The organism is Sphingorhabdus sp., assembly GCF_044239005.1.
Lineage (GTDB): Bacteria > Pseudomonadota > Alphaproteobacteria > Sphingomonadales > Sphingomonadaceae > Sphingorhabdus_B.
This window is the reverse complement of the sequence record NZ_JBIICH010000138.1, coordinates 1-4918: the sequence shown is the minus strand read 5'-3', so window position 1 is coordinate 4918 and position 4918 is coordinate 1. Positions and strand designations below refer to the sequence as shown.

General features: G+C 56.8%; 4 protein-coding genes and 1 pseudogene. 4 read left to right on the top strand and 1 reads right to left on the bottom strand.

Annotation, left to right across the window (positions count from 1 at the left end; translation table 11 throughout):
• The 3 genes and pseudogenes from ACILQA_RS09755 to ACILQA_RS09745 form a co-directional block, all read left to right on the top strand.
• Window positions 1-520: pseudogene (locus ACILQA_RS09755) on the top strand (ornithine carbamoyltransferase); the annotation flags it as partial.
• The gene (locus tag ACILQA_RS09750) at window positions 520-1440 is read left to right on the top strand and encodes an Hsp33 family molecular chaperone HslO (protein WP_395629517.1); all 921 of its coding nucleotides are present in this window, start codon (window positions 520-522) and stop codon (window positions 1438-1440) included. The pseudogene ACILQA_RS09755 and the gene ACILQA_RS09750, both read left to right, overlap by 1 nt.
• 136 nt (window positions 1441-1576) lie before the next feature.
• Window positions 1577-1984, top strand: a complete 408-nt coding sequence (locus tag ACILQA_RS09745) for a DUF3617 domain-containing protein (protein WP_395629516.1) — start codon at window positions 1577-1579, stop codon at window positions 1982-1984.
• Window positions 1985-2133: 149 nt separating this feature from the next.
• On the opposite strand, the gene ACILQA_RS09740 is transcribed toward ACILQA_RS09745, so the two are convergent.
• Entirely contained in the window at window positions 2134-3318 is a 1185-nt protein-coding gene (locus tag ACILQA_RS09740) for an acyl-CoA dehydrogenase (protein WP_395629515.1), read from the bottom strand.
• Window positions 3319-3427: 109 nt separating this feature from the next.
• On the opposite strand from ACILQA_RS09740, the gene ACILQA_RS09735 reads away from it, so the two are divergent.
• A complete protein-coding gene (locus ACILQA_RS09735; protein ID WP_395629514.1) occupies window positions 3428-4918 on the top strand; it encodes an aldehyde dehydrogenase family protein in 1491 nt (496 codons plus the stop codon).

The following is a 4918-nucleotide window of genomic DNA, read 5'->3' as shown; positions in this document are numbered from 1 at the left end:
GTGCCAAATTGTGGCTGACCTTTTAACAATAACCGAGCACGGCAAGGCGTTGCCCGGGCTTGAGCTTGCATGGCTGGGCGATGGAAACAATGTGCTCAATTCCATCGTTGAGGCTGCGGGATTGTTCACGTTTAACGTGCGGATTGCCGTGCCACAGGGTTATGAAAGCGACGATAGCTTTATCGAAAGCGCGCGCGCGGCGGGTGCGAACGTTACGCTCACGCGCGACGCTGCCGAAGCGGTACGTGGCGCAGACGTTATTGTCACGGATACTTGGGTGTCGATGGGGCAAGAGCACGCCCACAACAAAATAGCCGCGATGATGCCCTATCAGGTGAACGAGCAGCTGATGGCCATAGCAAAGGGCGATGCCAAATTTTTGCACTGCCTGCCTGCGCACCGCGGCGAGGAAGTTACCGACGCCGTGATCGACGGACCGCAGTCGGTCATCTGGGACGAAGCCGAAAACCGGCTGCACGCGCAAAAATCCATCTTACGCTGGTGTTTTGGCCAAATTTAATGGCTGGGCAGTCCGAAACTCTTTGTAATCAGCCTTTGCGCTTTTCCATTCCGACCCGTGACGCACGCGGGCGGTTGGTGCGGCTTGACGAGGTGTTGTCTGAAATATTGGCCGCGCATGCTTATCCGCCCGTCATTGAGAAAACGCTCGCAGAGGCACTTGTGCTCACGGCATTGCTGGGCGCCTCGCTGAAGGAAAAAGGCAGCCAGCTGACATTGCAGACGCAAACCGAAAAGGGTGCCATCCGTTTGCTGGCCTGCGATTATAAGGACGGTGCGTTGCGCGGATATGCGCAGTTTGATCCAGCGACGGTTGCTGCGTTGCCGGACGATTCCACATTATTCGGCATCTTCGGCAAGGGCTATCTTGCCATCACCTTCGACCGGATGAAGCCAGCGATTGAAGGCGGCGGCCGGTATCAAGGTATCGTGCCGCTTGAGGGCGATACGCTGGCGGATGCCGCCGCGAACTATTTCGTGCAGTCCGAACAAATACCGACGCTTATTCGCGTTGCCGTCGACCATGTGAACGGCCGCTGTGTGGCGGGCGGGCTGCTCGTCCAGCATCTTCCTGAAGGTGAAGAAGGCCGCGAACGCTTGCATGTCCGGCTTGACCATCCGGAATGGGAGCATGTGGAAATCATTGCCTCCACGATCGCCCGCGCCGAACTTGCCGATCCGACATTGCCACTAGAAGAAATCGTCTGGCGCTTGTTCCATGAGGAACAGGAAGTGCGCATTGAACAAGGCGACCCGCTGTCCAAGGGCTGTCGCTGCGACCCCGTGCATATTCGCGATGTCATCTCAAAATTTCCGGCAGAAGGCCGGGCTGACATGGCCGATGATGCTGGTGATATCGTTGTTGATTGCGAATTTTGCTCGCGCCGCTTTCCAGTGAGTTTGGCAAGCTTCAACAACTGATCGAAATGCGTGGACCAATCCGGTCACGCATCGTTCACCGCTCATATTCTATCATGCGAAATGCAGCATTTTGTGATATGTCTCGGCAATAATCGGGCCGCTTCAACGAAAATGGCTGGTTTCTGGATTGACACGTATGACATTAAAACGCGCCCAATATTGCCTGGCTGGTACCATTTTACTGTCGCTGACTTCAGCCGCAATTGCGTTTACGCCAGCAAATGATCTGTCATTATTGCACACGCTCGAACGCGGGCAGTGGAGTTTCCGGGCAGTTGGGGCTGAGGCGCCATTGACAAAAATCTGTCTTGGCAATCCAGAGGTGCTAACCCAAATCCAGCATTCGGGCGCAGCCTGTGAGCGGTACGTTGTCCGTTCAACCGTGAATATGGTGACGGTCAGCTACACCTGCAAAGGTCAAGGACAAGGCCTGACGACCATCCGTAAGGAATCCAACCGGATCATCCACATTCAGTCGCAGGGCATTCGCAATAATGCGCCGTTTTCGTTTTCGGTCGAAGGCCGAAGGACTGGCCCTTGCTAGGCCCATCGCCGTCATCGCGGCGTTCATGAAATATTTACCATCTTTGCGTTAACAGGGGCCGTGTCTTTTAGGAGATACACTTTCCTCCCTAGTTGGCTGCAAAGCCGTAACTGGGCCGCCGCTGTACAGCTTGGCGGCCCATTTTTTTATCAAAACGCCGCGATGCCCGTGATGGCCCGCCCAAGAATCAACGCGTGGACATCATGCGCACCTTCGTAGGTGTTGACCGTTTCAAGGTTCGCCATGTGGCGCATGACTTGATATTCCTCGCTGATGCCGTTTCCGCCATGCATATCGCGCGCGGCGCGGGCGATATCGAGCGCCTTGCCGACATTGTTGCGCTTGACGATAGAAATCATGTCGGGCGCCAACTGGCCTTCGTCCATTAGCCGTCCGACGCGCAACGATGCCTGAAGGCCAAGCGCAATGTCGGTCATCATATCGCCCAATTTCTTTTGATAGAGCTGGTTGGCGGCGAGCGGCTTGCCAAATTGATGGCGATCAAGGCCATATTGGCGCGCGGCATGCATGCAGAATTCTGCTGCCCCCAATGCGCCCCAGCTGATGCCATAACGCGCACGGTTGAGGCAACCGAACGGACCCTTCAGGCCTTGCACGTCGGGCAGAAGCGCATCCTCACCAATCTCGACATTGTCCATCATGATCATGCCAGTGGTTGATGCCCGCAGCGACAATTTGCCTTGAATTTTTGGCGCGGACAGGCCTTTCATGCCCTTTTCCAGGACAAAGCCGCGAATGCCGCCGCCATGTGCTTCCGATTTTGCCCAGACGACAAAGACGTCGGCAAAGGGGGCGTTTGAAATCCACGTTTTGGAACCGTTGATGACATATCCGCCATCAACTTTTTTGGCAAAGGTACGCATGCCCGCTGGATCGGACCCTGCGTCCGGCTCAGTCAATCCAAAGCAACCGATGAGCGTTCCTGCGGCCAGTCCGGGCAGATATTTGCGGCGCTGCTCTTCGGAACCATATGCATAGATGGGATGCATCACGAGCGACGACTGAACCGACGCCATCGAACGATAGCCTGAATCGACGCGCTCAATCTCACGCGCAATCAAGCCATAAGCGACATAAGACGCGCCAGCGCCGCCATATTCTTCCGGAATCGTTGCGCCCAGCAAACCTGTTTGGCCCATCAGCGGAAACAATTCGGGTGCATCACATTCGGTCCGGTATGCCTCAATCACGCGCGGCTGCAATTCGCTTTGCGCAAAGGCATGTGCCGTATCGCGGATCATGCGTTCATCTTCGGTAAGTTGCGCATCCAGACGGAAGGGGTCGGACCAATCAAATGCTGCCAATTCGGCCATAAACTTTCTCCAATGTTGCATGGGTCGCTAAACTTTTTGTGTGCTGCGGGCAAGCTGGCAAAATGCTTGGAACCCGTCTATTCGCCTTGCAATCAATTGGGAGATAGCGGTGAAGCTGGCAGCAGATGTAGAGACGATTTTGGCGCACCTCGGAACGCGAATTTCGGGGGATATGGCGTCATACTCGCCGGTCGATGGCAGCAATATCGGATCGGTACCAACCGCCTCTGCCTCGGATATGGATGCGGCGTGCACAAAAGCCACCGATGCTTTCCACAGCTGGCGCGCCGTCCCCGCGCCGCGTCGCGGAGAGCTCGTCCGCCTGTTCGGTAATGCCTTACGCGAAGATAAGGAGAAACTGGCGCGCCTTGTAACCATCGAATGTGGGAAGCCCTTGTCTGAGGGCATGGGCGAAGTGCAGGAGATGATCGACATTTGCGACTTCGCCGTCGGCTTGTCGCGCCAGCTTCATGGCCTCACCATCGCCAGCGAACGTCCCGGCCACCGTATGATGGAACAATGGCATCCACTTGGTCCGGTTCTGGTCATTTCTGCGTTCAATTTCCCGGTCGCCGTTTGGGCGTGGAATGCGGCGTTGGCACTTGTCTGCGGAAATAGCGTTATCTGGAAACCGTCGGAGAAAACCCCGCTGACGGCGGTGGCCGTGCAAGCCATTTTTGAACGCGCGGTGACCGCATTTGGCGATGCGCCGGCGCATGTATCTCAAGTGGTGCATGGCGGACGCGACGTTGGTGCGGCTTTGGTCGCGGACCCGCGCGTCGCGCTCATCTCTGCCACCGGCAGCACGCAAATGGGCCGCAAGGTCGGACAGGTTGCGGCCGCGCGTTTTGCCAAGACGATATTGGAACTTGGGGGCAATAACGCCGCGATCATCAGCGACAAGGCCGACCTTGCATTGGCATTACGCGGCGTCTTGTTCTCCGCGTTCGGCACAAGCGGGCAGCGGTGCACGAGCCTGCGCCGCGTCTTTGTGCATGATGCGATCTATGACAATTTTGTGGAAGCACTCAAAGCGGCAAGCACGTCGATGGCGGTGGGAGACCCGCTAGACAGCGGCAACCTTGCTGGACCGCTTATTGACGAAGCGGCATATGACGGCATGCGGATCGCGCTTGATGAAGCGCGCGCGCTTGGCGCAAATATCACGGGCGGTGATCGGATGGACTTGGAAGCTGTCTATGTCCGGCCTGCGCTTGTCGAGATGCCTGCGCACAGTGGCCCGGCATTGCGCGAAACCTTTGCCCCGATACTGTACATCTTCCGCTATCACGATTTGGCGCAGGCCATCGCACTTCAAAACAGTGTCGGCGCGGGGCTTTCGTCCTCAATATTCTCGACCGACGTCCGCGAGTGCGAACGGTTCCTGTCGGCAGAAGGCAGCGACTGCGGCATCGCCAATGTCAATATCGGCACATCCGGCGCTGAAATCGGTGGGGCATTTGGTGGTGAAAAGGAAACGGGCGGTGGTCGCGAATCCGGGTCGGACGCATGGAAAGCCTATATGCGCCGCGCGACGAACACGATTAACTATTCGAATGAACTGCCGCTTGCGCAAGGGGTGACTTTCGACCTAGGCTAA

Coding starts and splice junctions, on each gene's coding strand:
- ACILQA_RS09750 (WP_395629517.1), top strand. CDS start 520: ATGGCTGGGCAGTCCGAAACTCTTTGTAATCAGCCTTTGCGCTTTTCC.
- ACILQA_RS09745 (WP_395629516.1), top strand. CDS start 1,577: ATGACATTAAAACGCGCCCAATATTGCCTGGCTGGTACCATTTTACTG.
- ACILQA_RS09740 (WP_395629515.1), bottom strand. CDS start 3,318: ATGGCCGAATTGGCAGCATTTGATTGGTCCGACCCCTTCCGTCTGGAT.